General features: G+C 34.0%; 14 protein-coding genes. 10 read left to right on the forward strand and 4 right to left on the reverse strand.

Annotation, left to right across the window (positions count from 1 at the left end; all coding sequences use genetic code 11):
• Positions 1–101 precede the first annotated feature (101 nt).
• Complete coding sequence (locus tag D612_RS0103335) at positions 102–845, reverse strand: hypothetical protein (RefSeq protein WP_017754067.1); 744 nt, start codon at positions 843–845, stop codon at positions 102–104.
• Between the two features lie 755 nt (positions 846–1,600).
• Here D612_RS0103335 and D612_RS0103340 point away from each other — a divergent pair.
• From D612_RS0103340 to D612_RS19910, 8 genes are all read left to right on the forward strand, one after another.
• Positions 1,601–1,831, forward strand: a complete 231-nt coding sequence (locus D612_RS0103340) for a hypothetical protein (protein WP_017754068.1) — start codon at positions 1,601–1,603, stop codon at positions 1,829–1,831.
• 135 nt (positions 1,832–1,966) lie between these two features.
• Positions 1,967–4,168 (forward strand): DEAD/DEAH box helicase family protein, encoded by a 2,202-nt coding sequence (locus tag D612_RS0103345; RefSeq protein WP_017754069.1) that lies wholly within the window; start codon positions 1,967–1,969, stop codon positions 4,166–4,168.
• Entirely contained in the window at positions 4,165–4,332 is a 168-nt protein-coding gene (locus D612_RS19355) for a hypothetical protein (protein ID WP_017754070.1), read from the forward strand. The genes D612_RS0103345 and D612_RS19355 overlap by 4 nt, the downstream gene beginning before the upstream one ends.
• Positions 4,307–6,334 (forward strand): AAA family ATPase, encoded by a 2,028-nt coding sequence (locus D612_RS0103355; RefSeq protein WP_017754071.1) that lies wholly within the window; start codon positions 4,307–4,309, stop codon positions 6,332–6,334. The genes D612_RS19355 and D612_RS0103355 overlap by 26 nt, the downstream gene beginning before the upstream one ends.
• Position 6,335: 1 nt before the next feature.
• On the forward strand, positions 6,336–6,857 hold the full coding sequence (locus D612_RS0103360) for a hypothetical protein (protein ID WP_017754072.1): 522 nt from the start codon (positions 6,336–6,338) through the stop codon (positions 6,855–6,857).
• 195 nt (positions 6,858–7,052) lie between these two features.
• Positions 7,053–7,952, forward strand: a complete 900-nt coding sequence (locus tag D612_RS0103365) for a DUF4007 family protein (protein ID WP_017754073.1) — start codon at positions 7,053–7,055, stop codon at positions 7,950–7,952.
• Positions 7,942–11,427, forward strand: coding sequence for a hypothetical protein (locus tag D612_RS0103370; RefSeq protein WP_017754074.1), 3,486 nt, complete (start codon positions 7,942–7,944; stop codon positions 11,425–11,427). The genes D612_RS0103365 and D612_RS0103370 overlap by 11 nt, the downstream gene beginning before the upstream one ends.
• A gap of 13 nt (positions 11,428–11,440) precedes the next feature.
• Entirely contained in the window at positions 11,441–12,964 is a 1,524-nt protein-coding gene (locus tag D612_RS19910; protein WP_017754075.1) for a hypothetical protein, read from the forward strand.
• Between the two features lie 168 nt (positions 12,965–13,132).
• On the opposite strand, the gene D612_RS0103380 is transcribed toward D612_RS19910, so the two are convergent.
• On the reverse strand, positions 13,133–13,501 hold the full coding sequence (locus tag D612_RS0103380) for a helix-turn-helix domain-containing protein (protein WP_017754076.1): 369 nt from the start codon (positions 13,499–13,501) through the stop codon (positions 13,133–13,135).
• 135 nt (positions 13,502–13,636) lie between these two features.
• Between D612_RS0103380 and D612_RS0103385 the strand changes: the two genes are divergently transcribed.
• Positions 13,637–14,422 carry an adenine nucleotide alpha hydrolase family protein gene (locus D612_RS0103385; protein ID WP_017754077.1) on the forward strand — a complete coding sequence of 262 codons (786 nt, stop codon included), beginning with the start codon at positions 13,637–13,639 and terminating at the stop codon, positions 14,420–14,422.
• Positions 14,423–14,438: 16 nt separating this feature from the next.
• Here the strand turns inward: D612_RS0103385 and D612_RS19360 are convergent, their stop codons facing one another.
• On the reverse strand, positions 14,439–14,591 hold the full coding sequence (locus D612_RS19360) for a hypothetical protein (protein WP_017754078.1): 153 nt from the start codon (positions 14,589–14,591) through the stop codon (positions 14,439–14,441).
• 534 nt (positions 14,592–15,125) lie between these two features.
• On the opposite strand from D612_RS19360, the gene D612_RS0103395 reads away from it, so the two are divergent.
• Positions 15,126–15,476, forward strand: a complete 351-nt coding sequence (locus tag D612_RS0103395) for a hypothetical protein (RefSeq protein WP_017754079.1) — start codon at positions 15,126–15,128, stop codon at positions 15,474–15,476.
• A gap of 89 nt (positions 15,477–15,565) precedes the next feature.
• Here D612_RS0103395 and D612_RS0103400 read toward each other — a convergent pair whose 3' ends face one another.
• Positions 15,566–16,873: an APC family permease gene (locus D612_RS0103400; RefSeq protein ID WP_017754080.1), complete on the reverse strand. Its 1,308-nt coding sequence runs from the start codon at positions 16,871–16,873 to the stop codon at positions 15,566–15,568.
• Positions 16,874–16,882 lie beyond the last annotated feature (9 nt).

A 16,882-nucleotide genomic window follows, 5' to 3' on the forward strand; every position in this document is an offset into this window, starting at 1 on the left:
TGAATACTGTAAAGTCATCCATTATGACTAGTTAAGATAACCGTTTTTCCTGACGCTACCCCTAAATTGAAGGAAGTAAAAAAGGAGTGCCATGGCATTCCTTAAAATGTATCTTGATAGGTTTCAGTTCTGAAAACGACATCCGGTCTTTCCCCAATGACTTGCTCTATCTCATCTGCGACATATTTACCAAGCATTGACTTGGCTGCAGATAGTGATCTCTCTAGTTGCTCAATTCTTAGTCCAGTTGAGCCCTTGCGCGTTAAATCCCCTACATTATGAAGTATAAAATGATCCCCTTCGCTTGCAGACCTTTCAACTGCTTTATGGAACGCCATTTGAACTTCATCGTCTGTCATTTTTCCTTGTATAAATTTAAGAAAACCTTGCTGAAGGTTGATTAGGGTAACTTCAATACTTAGGTCTGCCTCTTCGTTAGCAATTGGTTCTGGTTCTAGCTCTACTACACCAAACAATTCGTAAAGTGAGATTCGAAGTGTTTTTGCTAGATTTAGGGCGGATCTACGGTCTAATGGATGGCCTGTTTCAACTATGAATTTTAATATGCCACTAATTACTGCATCATGCCCTGTTATATAGCGACTTCCTGCTTTTACCTTTGCTCTGCACCCGCATGCACATTCAGTTGGACAATTGACGGCTTCAAGTGCATCACTGAAAACTTGATGCCTTCTTGCTAATTCTTTGATGAGAGAGGCTTGAGTGATTACTTCTTTCCCCTGTGAATTTGTTATTGTTTGAAGATATCCGTGATTAATTAAATACTTTACTGCTGTAAGCGAGATAGATAGTCGACTTGCTACTTTACTTTTACTAAAGAACATAACAATCCCTCCAGTTTTTAATTAGGTTAGGATAGGGTAGCAACGATTCTATATTAGGTTATCGAGGAGCGAATCCACTTGAGTAAATTCCCTACACTGTTATTATAGTTGTCATACTTCAAGGTTAGAACCAAAATGACCTATTTTTTAATTTCTACAAGTTTATAGTCCAAAAGATAAGTTTTATCAAATGTTCAAACTAAGTACACACTGTCTGAACAAAATAAAACATGATATTTTGAAGCTATAAGTATGTTCAAACAGAGTTGTTTTTAATGGGTAGCGGTGAAAAATTGATGATTTTTATACAATCTTGTAGTTTAACTTAAATTGCAAATACGGCTAGAGGGACATCGGTTAAAATATGGTAATTGTTCTTAATTTTAATCATTTAAGGCACCACGAAGCTTATTTGTCCAATATTCATTTTTAGATGGTTCGTAAAACCAGTATTCATCCAATAGAGGTAACAAATTATATTCGACAACTGAAGATAACCAATCTAGCAGAATGTTTTTCAGGTGTTTGAATGGTTAAACGAAAAAAATTTGCTAACTTTATATCATACTATTTGTTTGTTGATCTTCTGTTTACAACAGTGAATAGTATACTATTTATTGCTTAAATTAACTTGGTCATTTTTAGAACTCTATATTGTTAAAAAGGATTTAAACTGGAAAAGAATATAATTTGACAGTGAAAAAAGTGGATAAATCATTAAAGTAAATGAGTAGAATCGAAAGAGGTAATGAAAAATGGACAGGGAAACTATTATGAAGAAATTAGAAGCTATTTACACTGATTATTTCGATGGTCTTTATTGTACGAATCAATTAAAGTTTATGTTAAATATGCTTCATAAGAAAACGGATATTGGTATCCAAGAGTGGGCAGAAATGTTACTTGATGCCCAATGGAAGAACGCAACAGAAGAGGATTACGAGTCGAAACGTAAGGAATTATTAAAAGTCAATGATAAAGAATAAAAATGCTTACTTTTGAACTGAATGTTTTGTTTTTTTAATGGTTAAATTGTATTACAATAAAAGGAAGTTAGTGCGTTTTTTTGCTAACTTAAACAATTGCCGATCCAAAAAGTGAGGGTAATAGGAGATGGTCTTTTGAGTTATAAATCTTTAAGTTACCACGATGAATATATAAGTCACAAAATGGATTTATTGAAAGAGTTTTATCTACCGGTACTAAGTAATACTGTCCAATTCGACAGGGCTGTTGGATATTTTAGAGGTGATTTCCTTTACGAAATATCTAAGGGAATGTCGGCTCTAATTAGAAACAATGGTAGGATGCGAGTCATTACCTCTCCAGATTTAACGGTAGAAGATATTGAAAAAATTGAAGACGGGTACGAATTACGTAGGTTAATAGAAGAAAAGCTACAGAATGCTATACAGCCACCCGTTACTTATGAAGAAGTCGAAAGAGCGAATTACATAGCCCACTTGATTGCTTCCGAGCGTTTAGATATTAAAATAGCCTTATTCAAAGATTTGAAGAACAAGGGCTTGTTTCATGAAAAATGGGGAGTACTAACTGATATTGAAGGTAACAAAATTTCAATGGTGGGATCTAACAATGATACTTATAGCGGGCTGTTAAGAAACCATGAATCGTTTGAGTTAAATTACTCATGGCTTGCTGAGACAGATAAACGCAAAATAGGAACAAAAGAAAAGCGGTTTAAGAAGATGTGGGGAAATATCGACGAAGATCTCTATATTAGTAATCTTCCAGAGGGTATTAAGGAAGAAATACTAAAGTATAAAAAAGAGAAAATTGTGCCTGAAGAGAGTTTAGTCGTTATGCCTAGAAAAATTTTAGAAAGGAGGTTACAAAGTTTGCAACAGCGTGAGGTAATAAAACCAACGTCCTCTAACGTCCCTTATGTTCCCGAAGAAATTAATATTAGGGATTACCAATGGGAGGCTCATATCAATTGGAAAAATAATGGATATTATGGCATATATTCAATGGCAACCGGTACTGGTAAAACAATAACTGCTTTAAATTCTGTTGTTGAATTATATAAGGAAACAAAAAAACTTTTTGTAATCATCGTGTGTCCTTATCAACATTTAGTTGAGCAATGGGTTGAGGATTTAGAACGGTTTAACATTTCTCCAATAATAGGGCATTCAAAATCAAGACAAAGGTCTTGGAAAACAACACTAAGAAATCAGGTTTCTTTATTCAACCTAAATAAAAAGGATAAGTTTTGTTGCTTCATTACAACAAATGCTACTTACAGTAAGGAAGAGACACGAGATGTATTATCTAAACTGAAAGGAGAAGTGTTATTTATCGTAGATGAAGCTCATAACATTGGTTCAGAAGCGGGTTTAAAAGGGCTTTTGGATAGTTACAGGTATAGACTGGCTTTATCAGCAACATTTAAGCGGAAATATGATGAGGAAGGCACCAACCAGATAAGAGAGTACTTTGGCGATGTTGTATATCATATCGGGATCAAAGAGGCGATTTTTGAAAAAAAATGTCTTGTAGAGTATGAGTATCATCCTGTTTTAACTTTTCTAACTGAGGATGAGTTTGAAAAGTATAGGGAACTAACGTTTAAAATAGCAAAAGGTACCACCACAGATAAAAGAGGAAATGCATCTCTAAATACTGCTGGGAAGCTTGCTGCTAACGAGAGATCGTTGTTGATAGCAAAATCAGCTGACAAAATTACTAAGCTAAATACCTTTATACTAGATATGAAAAATACAAGTAACAACCTAATTTATTGTGGAGCTGCTAGAGTTTCCTTAGAGGAAATGCCTGAAATAATTGAAGCTGAACACGATGAATATAGGCAGGTAGATTTGGTTGTTAGTATGCTTGTAAATAATGGAATTATAGCTACTCGATTTACAGCCGAGGAAGATATCCATCAAAGACAAATGATAAAAAATCAATTTTCAAATGGGACGATTGGTACTGTTGTTGCAATAAAGTGTCTAGACGAAGGTGTAAATATTCCTTCAATAGAAAGAGCTTATATACTTGCTAGCTCGAAAGATGAGAAACAATATATCCAAAGGCGTGGTCGGGTATTGCGCAAATTTGAAAAATGGGGATATAAAAAAGAAAAAGCAGTAATTTATGATTTTGTTTCTCTTCCGTTCTTTGTTGATTATGCTAATGGATTGTCAGAAAGTGATTATAAAATTGGAAAAACACTTGTCAGAGATGAGTTGGAGAGGATTTTAGACTTTTACGAGACTTGTTCTAATAAAGAAGAAGTTGAAAAAATAATAACAGAGCTACGTGAAACATATGAAGTGGAGGAAGAGACTGAATGACAAAGGATGAACTAAAAAAGAGCATTGTCAAGTTAGTTCTGGAACTTGAAAAGAAAAACATACACAATGGATTTCCACTCACAAGGGATGAAATGATTAATCAAATCGAAGAATTAATCATAAAGGAGGTTGACTTGTATGAAAATTCAAAAGTTAAAGCTTGAGAATTTTAGGGTATACTTTGGGGAGCAATTTATCGAGTTTTCTACCGATGACATTAAAAATTTGACCCTTTGTTTAGCTAAAAATAATGGAGGGAAAACAACCCTTGCTCAGAGTATTATCTGGTGCTTGTACGGCTATACCACCCTTAATGAGCCAAATGAGATACTAAATAAAGATGTTAAGTTCTCGATGGCTGTTGGTGAGACCCGCCAAGTGTCAGTTACTTTAGAAATTATTCATAAAGGGCAACTTTATATTATCCGAAGAGAGCAGGAATTCATAAAACACAATACCCAGTTTATTGCAAAAGAGTCAACCCAAACCATTATGACTTACAATTCAAATAATGTAATTCAGGATGTAAGTAATAAGGATATTAACGAGATACTACCTCGTTCACTCTCGCGTTTCTTTATTTTCGACGGCGAACGAATGTTGCATATGGGGACCAATAATAACACCCATAAGCAGGAGCTAGAAAAGGACATACAAACTATTTTAGGTCTCGATGTCCTAGAAGAAGCAGTGTCGCATTTGGGCGGATGGAATAATACAGGCGGGGTATTAAATTCACTCAATAAAAAAATAGATACTGGTAATGATACTGAAATTGATGAAACAAAAGCAAAGATAAATGAAATTAATGAAACCATCAATGATCTTGAAAACCAGATTAAAGAAACTACAGATTTACAAGCTGAAACTGAGACTCAATTAGTTAAGGTCTCTGAGTACTTAGAACAGAATAAACATATTCAGGAAAAACAGTTACAAAGAAAGGGATTGGAGAATGAGGTCAATTTACTTGTAGAGCGGAAAGAAAAAATAAAAAAGCAATTGCTTCGAAAATTCTCAGGCTCATTTTCCTATCTCTTATTGCAAAAATTGTTTGATAAGACAATTACCTTTGTTGCTAATTCTACTGATATAGAGGAAGCTGCACCGGATGTTACTTCCTCCACAATTGATTATATCCTTGAAAAACAAGAATGTATCTGTGGAACAAAATTTCAAGAAAACGACCACACATTCAATGTATTAAGAGACAACAAGAAATTTTATCCACCTGAGTCTATTGGTACTACTACAAAACGTTATCTTGATGCTATTAGAAGTATAGCAAAATTAAATGAGGAATCCAAACAAGAGATTGAAGAGATGTTTGCTGAATATCTTGAAGTAGACTCAGAAATTCATGACAAAGAGGTACAGCTTGATGTTATTAGCAGGGGAATACAGGCTTCTTCTGAAGAAGAGATTAGAAAAGCGGAAGAAGAATATCAAACACTTAAACAAGCTACAGCAGAGTTAAGTAATCGACTTACCGAGCTAGTAACAGAGAAAAAGTTCCAATTACAAAATCAATCTGACCTTCAGAACAAATTGGATGCTTTATCAAATACCAATGAGCAAAATAAAAAAATCATTAATTATAGGGAGATTACTAGAGATATTCTAAATAATCTTAAAGAATACTATAATCTTGAAAAGGAAAAAGTGCGTAAAGAACTTCAAGACGAAGTTCAAAAAGTTTATAAAAATATAAACAGAGGCAAAGGAAAACTAAAAATAACTGAGAAGTTTGATTTTGAACTTTATACAGAGAGCAATGGACAATTTATCAAAGATAATTCCAAAGGTCAAGGCCTTTCTACGGTTGCTGCATTTGCATTTGTTTGTGGGATAACAAAAATGGTAAGAGAAAAGAAGCTGCAAGATGAGTTAGGCTTCAGTAACGAACCATATCCTCTCGTTATTGATGCACCATACTCTGTGATGGACACAGATTATATTGAAAAGGTTTCAAAAGTGCTTCCTGAATACGCTGAACAAGTAATTATTCTAGTAAAAGATGATAACTATGAGACCGCAAAGTCTATCTTTGACGATATGGGCGTTATTGGCAAAGAGTATACCATTGAGTTGGTAAAAGATGCCTCTGGTAATGAAAACCAATTTAGAACAAAGATTACGCCAAATGAAAAAGTGGTAGGTGTTTAGGATGTTTGAGGGTGATTTCAGATATTTTGGTGATCATGCGGAATTAACGAATGACCTTTTGTTTGAAAATGGTGGAACAGATGGAGTTTTTTCAACAGCTTACGATGTATTTTTTTCAGCAGCTATAATAGGTTTTTTATCAGGAGAACGTGCAAAAGAAAAGGGCGATAGAAGTCAGGATAAGACAATTTTCAGTGATAAATTGTCAAGAGAATTTGAGAAAACAAACATTATTGAACGGACCTTGATTCTTGCAAACCCAAATATTGATTTAGAAGAAGAACATGGGCGCATTAACAGAGCGCTTAGAAACTTTTCTGAAGAACCTATTAAAAAAATTAACAAAGATTATGTGATTAGTTATGCCTTAAAAGGGATAGAGATTTTACACGATAAATTAAAAGAAGCAAAAAATGAAAAGAAAGATGTTGTCATACTTGCTAACGAGTTAATTGAAGAGTTTGCATCGGATGATAATAATTATGAAGGTTTATTTGATTTGATCCATGAATTAGCTAGATAACAATTAAATCCTTGAAATAGTACTTTGGATAAACCAAAGTACTATTTTTTTATTTCTGGAGACGGTCACCAGAAGTTCAGTTAGAACATTCGTTCTCTAAATTCAAGAACTTTTACTTAACTAAAAAAGACTTTTGATATATAATTGTTCTGGAGATAGTCATCCAGAAGGGCGTTTAGAAAGGATGTTTAATTAATGGCATACGGAAGGCATGAGAGTTTTTATTTAAGAGATAAATGGCTAAGTAAGGGAATGAAAGCAATAAATGATGATCCTCGTTTTTTCTATGATAAAGATGGTTTTGAAAAGATTGGTCTTGGAAAAAACATGGTTAGATCATTACGGTTTTGGTTATCAGCTATGGATTTAATGCAAGAAACTGCAGAAAAAACCCATATCTTAACTGATTTCGGAAAACTAATTTATGAATATGATCGATTACTGCAAAAGACTGAAACAGTATCCATTCTACATTACCATTTAGTTCGAAACAATAATGATTTAGCAACTGTTTTCTATTGGTATTTTAACATTTATAAGGAAACTGTTACTCAAAGACCGGAATTGAAAAAATCATTTAGAACTTGGGTTAAAAATCATGAGGCAAAAGCTGTTTCAGATAATTCTTTAGATAGGGATATAGATGTTTTAGTGCAGTTATATACAAAAAATGCAAATGAAAATGATCCAGAAGATTTTATTTTTTCTCCGTTTACTAAGCTAAATCTCATTAGAGAAGAGGCTTCAGAAGAAAAAAATGAAAACATAAAGAAGATTTCTCCAAATATTGAGGAAATAGGATTGATACCTTTGTACTATGTTTTACTAACGTATTCTCAAGAACTTGATTTGGAGCTAATCAGTCTTGAGGAAATCCTCAATGAAGAATTGTTATGGGGTAAGGTATTCAACTTTTCAAAAAATAAAATAATTGAGGCTCTGAATAAGTTAACAACCCATAGGAAGTTTGCGCTTGAATACGTACGTACAAATAACTTAGACAATGTAAAAGTGCCGAAAATAAACCCACTTGAATATCTTTGTTATGAGTTGAATATTGAGTTAGATAAGGTGGAAGTTGCAAATGTCATTTAAAACTAGTGTAAACATAAGATTTGATGTTGGTAAGGATGAATTTATTCTGAGGTATATTCCAACTCAGTCACATGCTGAGGTATTAAAAGGCTTACTGGATGGTTTTGTTAAAGATAGCAATAGATCACACATTATTGTAGGCCCTTATGGTACTGGAAAGTCACTTATTGCCACAGTTATTAGTACAATCGTTTCCAAAAGTGCTTCTTCACATGATATCGAAAAGTTGATTAACAAATTTAAACATTTCGATGATTATATTGCTGATCAAATTCGTAAAGCTAGTGAGGTAGAAAAGAAGTATCTTCCTGTATTATTAACAGGTAATGAGGGTAGATTTAGACAAGCTATTCTATCAAATATTATTAAATCACTAAAAAAGGAAGGGCTAGATGTTGTCCTTCCGGGTGTTAGTAAAAAAATTATAGAGGCTGTTGATAAATGGAGGACAGACTATCCTGAAACTTTTTCCAACTTTATTTCTTTATTAAAAGATGCTGAGAAAAGTATTGATAGTTGGATAGAGGATATAAGAAGCCAAAACGAAGAAGAAATCAAATTCTTTTATACTGTGTTTCCATCACTTACGTCTGGAGCTGCATTTGAAGCGGGTTATAACGAAGCATTCCTAACCCAAATGGAACACATATTAGAGGTATTGGATAAAAACAATTTGGGGCTTATTATCGTACATGATGAGTTTGGTAGATTCCTACAAGGTATTAATCGTTCTAGTCTGAATGAAACTATGCAAGATATTCAAGACCTAGCTGAGTTAACGAATCGAACTAAATCATTGCAATTTATGTTAATTACCCATAAAAGTTTAAGACAGTATTTCACCGTAATGCACGAAGATGTTGCAAAAGAATTTCAAAGAATTGAAAAGAGATTTAGACAATATAACATAGTTAGTGACCAAGCAACGTTTTTAAAGATAGCAGAGGTAATATTAACAGAAAATTTATTAGAAAAACCATCTGTATCTGAAGAAAATTTTGCGCAAGCAATTCATAATTTAAAGAAATACCCACTTTTTCCCAGTCTAAATCCTAGTGAGCGAGAAAGTGTAATTGCAAGGTCAATGTACCCTCTTCATCCGGTGGCACTTTATGTCTTGCCAGAGCTTTCAAGTGTTTTTGGACAAAATGAAAGAACTTTGTTTACTTTCTTAGAGAGTGAAGAAACCGGGGGATTAATAAATCATATTTCGAAAACGGATAATTATTATTTTGCTTACCAACTTTTTGATTATTTCTTCTCTGATGCAACAGAGAGTGATCTTGATACTAGTGTTGCTGAGCATCTTCTTCTTTATAAAAAAGCAATAGCAAGGATACCTGATAAACTTGTAGATAAAAAGATTGCTATGAATCTAATAAAATTCATTTCTACATGGAATTTATGTGGGTTACAAAAGGAGCAAAAGCTTTCAACAGAATTCCTTCTATTTGCAATGCAAATGGAAGAAGAGTTCTTACAACCAATATTAGAAATCCTTTCAAAACAGAAGGTAATTAGGTTTAACATTTTAGGTGAATTATGGGAGATCCACTCTGGTAGTACCATTGATTTACAAGATAAAATAGCAATAAAGAAATCAGAGTATATAGCAACTAAATCAGATATTATGAAAGGTCTTCAAAATAACCTTTCAAAAAAATACTATTTTGCAGAGCGGTATAATGATGAGAAGGATATGACCAGATTTGCAAAAGTTGAATTGATACTAGAATCGGATTTGGTTCAGTTCAACTTGTTAAAAAGACATAACACAGGCTCTGATTTAAATATTTATTATGTTATCCCAGAAGAAATGGCCTCAAATGAATTAGAGTCGGAAATTACCAAGCTTCCAAGTTCTGAGAAGGATATATTTGCAATACACCCTAAACCATTATCTTCTATACTGAATGAGTTGTATGATAGTAACATTATTGAGAGTCTAATGACTGATAAAGAATTACTATCAGAAGACAAGGGAATTAAGGAAGAGTTAATTTTACTGTTAAAAGAGGCAAATCATGTCATTAAAAAATACTTAGTTACTCTCTCTGACTTTGCAGAAGAAATGATTTGGGTTACAAATAAAAATCGTAAGCAAGTCCTTAGCGAAATCCAGTTGTCTGAGTTGTTGACAGATAAATGTAATAGTCTTTACAGTGAAACACCACAAATCATAAATGATTCTTTCAATCGTATGAATGCTTCTTCTCAGCAGAAAGTCGGAGCAAAAACTCTTATTGATGCGATTATTAAGAATCCTACTGAGGAAAGGTTTGGTATTGAGGGTAGTGGACCTGCATATGCCATCTATGCTTCTATATTTAAAAATAATGCTAACTTTGATAAAAATGTAAACAACTTCGATTATAAAGATATTGAATATGCCCCGTATAGTAAGCTTCGCGAGAAACTCATAAAGTTGCTCGATGAAAAGCCAAGAGGTAATTTTGCAGATGTAGTAGACGTATTTACAGGTAAACCTTTTGGTATTAGAACTCCTGTAATACCAATTTTACTTGTAGCAATGTTACGGGACCGGTGGAATGAATTTTTGTTGTACAGAAATGAGATTTTTGTACCGGGTCTGAGTGGGGATAAGCTATATGAAATACTTGAAGAGGAAGGCGCAGAAAACTACCAGTATGTCTATGAACAAATAGATGAGAAATTTATTATGTTCTTCAATAATATTGAGAATTATTTCTCGAATCATATTGAGGAACGGCTAGAAGGAGTTAATAATTCTCGGTTAATTCAAATTTGTGGGACTCTCATCAAATGGTTAAGATCTTTACCACGTTTTACTCAAATTTCAACATTAGTTAATAAAGAGTTTTCACTAGTTCGGGATATTATACGAAAAACCGAGGTAAAGCCTCAAGAAGCTATTTCAGAGTTATACGATTTATTTAACAATGAAAAGTTCATTGAATTATTGCGTGTAAAAGAATATGCTGAATGCTTCATAAATGAAGTGAAATCAGAGATCGGCCAAGAAATCTTAGAGACTACTGGAACTTCCAATCTGGAAGAATTACTTGTGTGGGCAAATAATAAACATGAGTATCTAAAGAAAACAAATGAACTCGTTAAATCAATTCTTTCAGTTAATGACAACGAGAAATGGATTGATAACTTCTTAGAGTCTTTTGCAGGGGTATTGATAGAAGATTGGTCAGATAAGACAGTAGAAAAGTTTAAACGTGAATTTAAACAAAACTACAAAGCTGTAATTGATTTCAAAGAAGTTGAAGAGAATGAAGGAAACAAGGGTCCAAAAGAAGAAGCTGCTTATATTAAAATTGGAGTAGGCGAAAAGACAAAAGTCATTTCTAAGGTGGACTTCTCGGTAAAAACAAATACAGTTTATTCAAACATTGATAGGATTATTAGGAATGCAGGACGCAATATTCCAAAAGGTGAGTTGGAATACATGATTTATCTATTATTAGAAAAGTACGTTGATTAGGTGGGAGATAGTTATGGAGGATGAACGTCAAAGTGTCCATATAGCCGTTCTAGCAGGCGGTGTTGCAAGTGCATATGTTGCTTGCGAAACGGTTAAAAAGTATGGAAAAGAGAATACTAGATTAATATTTATTGATACCTTTAGTAAAAGTGCTGAAGGTCCAGTATATGAAGCAAATTCTCGCTTCATGAAAGATGTAGCGGAATATATCGGTTTACCTTTAATAGAAATAAATGATGCTGAAAATGACTCTATTAATATCGAATTTTCTAATGAGGATGAATCAAATTCAGCTTTGAGATATGAGGTTGAGGTCAAACTTAAACAGCTACTCGCTTATCTTGAAGAAGTAAGAGAGAATGAAAAACTTGAGCCTATTTTGTATTTCGGTTCGGTACCTGAAGAAATGTATAGAAACAAGAAAATATGCTTAGAAAGTATTGAAAAAGACTTTGGGAATGTTTCCGATTTACAGTTATTTTTTGAGGTTGCGCCATCCAAGGCAATAGAAACACATTATCCGCTTGTGGAGGCAAAGAATAAAGATTTAGATGTAAAAGATATTATTCAAAATGAGTGGCGTATTGAATTACCTCGCTCAGAGAGAAAACGTGTCTACATTGCAATGTTTTCCGGTGGCGCCGGAAGTGCCTATGTGGCCTATTATATGGTACAAGCTTTTGGCAAAGAGAATTGTAAGTTATTTTTTACAAATACTTTGTGGGAAGATGAAGATAACTTACGATTTATGGATGAGGTCGCTGAATACATTGGATTAGAAATAACAGAAATCTTGGATGGAAGAACTCCAGAAGAGGTCTTCTATGATTATAAATTCTTAGGGAATTCTAGGCTTGCAAAATGTTCTGAAGAATTAAAGGTGCGACAGACACTTATCTTTCTTGAAGAACTTCGTGATAATGAAAAATTAGAGCCTGTCCTATATTTTGGTATTGCTCCACACGAAAAGCACCGAAGAGATGATAGTCATGTTAGACGCAAATCAAGTTTAGTTCGGGAGGATAGCCCTGATGCAAATATTAGAAAAGCCGCAGGGATAAGATCGTTCTACGAGCATTTTCCAATCGAGCCAATTGAATCAAGATTTCCACTCGTCGAAACACTTAGAGCTGATCTAGATGCAAAAGGAATAATTCAATTCGAATGGGGCATTAAATTACCTCGTATGTATACTGCGGCTGTTGAAAAAGCTGAAAAGGAAAACGACCCAATTGCTAAAAAGCTAGTGAAGAAGGGGATAAATGGATTCTCACATGCGAATTGTGGTGGTAGATGTGTGCGAGGTGGATTCCAACACTACGCAACTTTATATTCCATCTGGCCTGACCAGTACAAAGAGCAAGAGGAAATGGAAGAACGCTTCCGAAAACACTTTGAAAAAAATGTATCCATATTGAAGAAAAATGGCGGAGCGTATACTTTGAAACAATTCCGTGAAGAAATGGAAAGAGACGGTGTTGAAAAGTATCTGTTTACTCCAGATGAGACTATTCCTTGTGTATGTTCTTTCTCATAGCATACCGGATAATCAAATAATTAATATACAAAGGCACCTCTTAGCAATTAACGGCTAGTAGGTGCTTTTGATGTTTAGTTTAAACAACTGTAATATAATCCTTTTGTACTAACCTCTGTTTATTTTACTAATGGAAATATTATAAAAGCATGAATAATTTTGCCAGGGTTAATCTTTAATATACGGGAACAAAAGTTTAAATAGTCCTTTTTTTTGTTCGATTGAGAAGGTAGATAACATATCTATCAGCTTTCTATCCAATTCTTGATTTATATTTTCCACATTATCACCGTAAAATCCAACTTCTAAATCATGTAAATTATTATTCCTTTCTAATCTAAAGAAAAACTCACTCATGGTCATATTCAATTCATAACATATATTAGCTAGTAATGAGAAAGATAATTCTTGGATACCATTCTCTATTCTGGAAAGAGATGGTTGCGAAATTTCTATTTTTTTTGCAAACTCACTTACTGTGATTTTTTTTTCTTTTCTCAACTGTTTTACTAACCTACCTATAGCTAAGTTATTCATGAATTATCCCTCATATTGTAATATATTCTTCTCTTTATATTAATGATTTATCTTTTTACAATCAACCATCATTATTATATAATTGAGATGAATATATACATTTAACGAATTATTTTTAGGTGAAAAGGTGAATATATGAAACATATCATATTTTATAGTGGCGGTATTGGTAGTTGGGCAACTGCAAAAAGAGTAATAGAGAAGTATGGAAAAGAAGATGTAATTTTATTATTTACGGATACTCTTATTGAGGATGAAGATTTATATAGATTCATAGAAGAAACTGTTTCTGATTTAGGGGTGGAGTTCGTAAGAGTAGCTGATGGCCGCAACCCATTTGAGGTTTTCAAAGATGTTCGATATTTAGGAAATAGTAGAGTTGCTCCATGCTCTCATAAATTAAAACAGGACACGGCCAAGAAATGGATTACAAAAAGGTTTAATCCTGATGAATGTATTTTATATTTAGGAATAGATTGGACAGAAGAACACCGAATAAAAGCACCAACTGAAAATTGGAAGCCATACACAGTAAGATTCCCGATGTGTGAAGAGCCATATGTAACAAAGGATGAATTACTTAGTGAACTTGAAATCTTGGGCATAGAAATACCAAGACTTTATAAATTGGGATTCGCTCACAATAATTGCGGTGGATTCTGTTGTCGGGCTGGACAAGGACACTTTGCAAACTTGTTAGAAAAGTTACCAGAAAGATTTGCATATTATGAAGTTATAGAAGAGGAATTACGTCAGTTCCTTGGTAGCAATGTAGCTATTATGAAAAAAACTAAGAACAAAGTAACTTTTCCTTACACACTTCGCCAACTAAGAGAAGATATTGAAGCACAGAAACCAGTTGATATGACTGATGTTGGTGGATGCGGTTGTATGGTTGACTTTGATAATATAATCAATTAATAATTATTATGAACATTTAGAAAAAGGATGAGCATATAAAACCGTCCATCCTTTTATATGCTTTAGCCAAATTCAGTTTTTCGGGATCAGGTTGAATTGTATATAGGATTAACCAGTCATGATCTTCTTGTTCCATACGCACAACTTCATCCTCGTTACCTTTATCCAATGTATTTTTAACCTATTTACACACGTAATGTACTGTATAGTCGTCCTGATCCAATGTGATAGTTTCTTCATAATCGTATTGAAGAATTAATGGATTATTACAGACTCCGCAATTACCAATATTGTAATTACCGAAACCATGTTTACAGTTCATTTACACAAATTTTACACATAAATAGCGTAGAACCTTATTAAATCAATGGCTTCTACGCTATTTCGACCCCGACCACCGGTATCTTTAAGAAAAAACGAGTTAAATTAAGAAACGATAGAACGCTCACAAATGTTGATACATCATTGTTTGTGGGTGTTTTTTTGGGCTCTATAATTTTTGGCGTTGGTGAGTAAAACCAGCACCAAAATTATAGAGCCAGAAAATTTATATAGGTTTGTATAAAAGGAATGGTTTTTGTAAAAGCTAAAATAAAAGTTGACCACTTTAGCGCAATTCGCTAACCAAAATGTTGACCACCCTTAACACCAAATCCCTTATCATTGAGTTTGTCGAGAACTTCATGATTTGGGAGGAAAAAGGATGTTAAAGATGGCTAATATTGAGCTTATCAGAAAATTGCACTTTAAAGAAGGTCGATCTATTCGGCAATTATCAAAAGACCTTAGACTATCAAGGCAAACCGTTCGAAAAGCTTTAGAACAGGATGAAATTCCAACATATCAACGATCAAAGCCGGTTGCCCATCCGGTCATCGACCCTGTTAAAAATACCATTGTCCGGTGGCTAACGGACGATGAAACAGCTCCAGTAAAACAGCGTCATAGTGATGCTCAAATCCACAGACGCTTGGTGAAAGAATACGGCTTTAAAGGTGGTGAATCTACTGTACGCGAATGGATTCCAATTTACATGTCACATTTACAGATTTGAACAATGAATTAGAGCGAACCTTTAATAATTGTCATATTGTGCAAAAAAGTGATTCAAAATCGAAAAGAAGCAGGTTGCACGTAACCTGCCTAAGAATCGCATGTATGAGTTGTTAGATTTGCTTTTTTAGTAGTTTTAATAGTTCTTAATCTTATTAAATAGACACCTATTCCGAAGAATATCCATAGGAACCCTGTCAAAAAACCAGACTTTCCAACGGGTATTAATAATCCCAAACATATAGCGAATGCTAATATCGGAATAACAGGATAAAGGGGTACGTAGAATTGTGCCTCTCTGTCTTTCGTAGTGGCTTTACTTCTTGAGATGAAAAGGGCAATCATGGTAAAGATGAAAGTTAATAGATATAAAAACCCAGTAGCCGTTACCGCAATGTTTATGGAACTTATTAACGTAAAGGAAATTTGAATGCTTACTCCAAGCGTAATCGCCCAAATAGGTGTTTGAAAACGAGGGTGTATGTAAGCTATCCTCTTAGGAAATAAGCCATTTCTTCCCATCGCAAAGGCTGTTCTTGAAATCGTAATGATAAATGCATTGCATGTAGCTGGTAACGCCAAAACAATAACTAAACTAATAAAGACTGGACCAAATTTTCCTAAAAATTGTTGACTGGCTAAAGCTACAGGTACTTCAGAAGCCCCGAATTCCTGCCAAGGAATAACCCCTATAGAAATAAATAACAGCCCTAAATAAAGAAATAAGACGACCATAATAGAAGTAATTATTGCTAAGGGTATTGTCTTTTTCGGATTTCGTATTTCCTCCCCTGAAGCAACAATGGCATCCCAACCGACAATCGAGAGAAATCCTACTAATGTTGCTTCTAAAATTCCTGAAAAACCATTTGGAGAAAAGGGTTGATAAAAAGATAAATCTACATTTTTTAAACCTAATAAAAAATACCAAATAAGTACGGCAATAACTGTACCTACAATACCGACTTGTAGTTTACCGCTGAATTTTATCCCGACAATATTTAAGAATCCTAAACTAATGAGTAGAAGCACAGCACTTAACTTTGGATGAGCACCAGTCAGAACGTTTAAATAATGACCAAAACCTTGTGAAACGAAACTACTTGCGGCCAACCATGCACCCCAGTATGCCCATCCAATCACTGTACCAATAAAATTCCCCATTGTTTCACGAACGTATTCGTAGGAACCTCCTGCTTTTGGATATCGTGATGCTAATTCTGCATAACACAACCCTAACAGAATTGATAAAAGAGATGCTAAGATAAAGGATATAATGACTGCTGGACCAGCTTTACTTGTTGCGACACCACTAAGAACAAAAATACCAGCCCCCACCATTGCACCTATCCCAAGAGATGTTGCTTCTTTCCAACCTAATGTCCTTTGTAATTGCATTCCGGTATC

The organism is Calidifontibacillus oryziterrae (assembly GCF_000331575.1).
In the GTDB taxonomy this organism is placed as follows: domain Bacteria; phylum Bacillota; class Bacilli; order Bacillales; family Bacillaceae_J; genus Calidifontibacillus_A; species Calidifontibacillus_A oryziterrae.

What these genes read in the sequence shown, in the direction of transcription:
- D612_RS0103335 (WP_017754067.1), bottom strand. Translation starts at nt 845, where the DNA reads ATGTTCTTTAGTAAAAGTAAAGTAGCAAGTCGACTATCTATCTCGCTT.
- D612_RS0103340 (WP_017754068.1), top strand. Translation starts at nt 1,601, where the DNA reads ATGGACAGGGAAACTATTATGAAGAAATTAGAAGCTATTTACACTGAT.
- D612_RS19355 (WP_017754070.1), top strand. Translation starts at nt 4,165, where the DNA reads ATGACAAAGGATGAACTAAAAAAGAGCATTGTCAAGTTAGTTCTGGAA.
- D612_RS0103355 (WP_017754071.1), top strand. Translation starts at nt 4,307, where the DNA reads ATGAAAATTCAAAAGTTAAAGCTTGAGAATTTTAGGGTATACTTTGGG.
- D612_RS0103360 (WP_017754072.1), top strand. Translation starts at nt 6,336, where the DNA reads ATGTTTGAGGGTGATTTCAGATATTTTGGTGATCATGCGGAATTAACG.
- D612_RS0103365 (WP_017754073.1), top strand. Translation starts at nt 7,053, where the DNA reads ATGGCATACGGAAGGCATGAGAGTTTTTATTTAAGAGATAAATGGCTA.
- D612_RS0103370 (WP_017754074.1), top strand. Translation starts at nt 7,942, where the DNA reads ATGTCATTTAAAACTAGTGTAAACATAAGATTTGATGTTGGTAAGGAT.
- D612_RS19910 (WP_017754075.1), top strand. Translation starts at nt 11,441, where the DNA reads ATGGAGGATGAACGTCAAAGTGTCCATATAGCCGTTCTAGCAGGCGGT.
- D612_RS0103380 (WP_017754076.1), bottom strand. Translation starts at nt 13,501, where the DNA reads ATGAATAACTTAGCTATAGGTAGGTTAGTAAAACAGTTGAGAAAAGAA.
- D612_RS0103385 (WP_017754077.1), top strand. Translation starts at nt 13,637, where the DNA reads ATGAAACATATCATATTTTATAGTGGCGGTATTGGTAGTTGGGCAACT.
- D612_RS0103395 (WP_017754079.1), top strand. Translation starts at nt 15,126, where the DNA reads ATGTTAAAGATGGCTAATATTGAGCTTATCAGAAAATTGCACTTTAAA.
- D612_RS0103400 (WP_017754080.1), bottom strand. Translation starts at nt 16,873, where the DNA reads ATGCAATTACAAAGGACATTAGGTTGGAAAGAAGCAACATCTCTTGGG.